The sequence below is a fragment of the Pseudoalteromonas sp. SR41-4 genome, from assembly GCF_014163985.1.
Lineage (GTDB): Bacteria > Pseudomonadota > Gammaproteobacteria > Enterobacterales > Alteromonadaceae > Pseudoalteromonas > Pseudoalteromonas rhizosphaerae.
In genome coordinates this window covers 1-403 of sequence record NZ_JACJEI010000089.1, presented here as the reverse complement: position 1 = coordinate 403, position 403 = coordinate 1, and the positions used below count along the sequence as shown (strand labels likewise).

Genomic DNA, 403 nt, shown 5'->3' with positions numbered 1-403 from the left:
TTTCTGTTATAAACGCGGTGGCAAGCCACTCGCCTACAAGTACATATTAACGCCGAGCAACTTAAAACTTTCCGCTTAGAGCTTACAGCTCAAATCGCAGACATTAAAAAAGGCCACCTAAGTGATCTTTTTTCTAATAATTAACTTTAAAAGTTAATTATTACTCATTGAACGTTGCTACAAAGCACCTACGCCTAAGGTAATAGCGCCACCTTCACATGACGTAAATCGCAGACATTAAAAAAGGCCACCGAAGTGACCTTTTTCTAACAATTAACTTAAAAGTTAATTATTACTCTACGATAGTTGCTACTACACCAGCACCTACAGTACGGCCACCTTCGCGGATTGCGAAACGTAGACCTTCATCCATTGCGATTGGAGAGATTAACTTTACAGTCAT

1 pseudogene is annotated in these 403 nt (G+C 39.5%); it reads right to left on the bottom strand.

The features are described from left to right. Positions 1-292 precede the first annotated feature (292 nt). Positions 293-403, bottom strand: a pseudogene (locus H5180_RS23355) (elongation factor Tu); the annotation flags it as partial.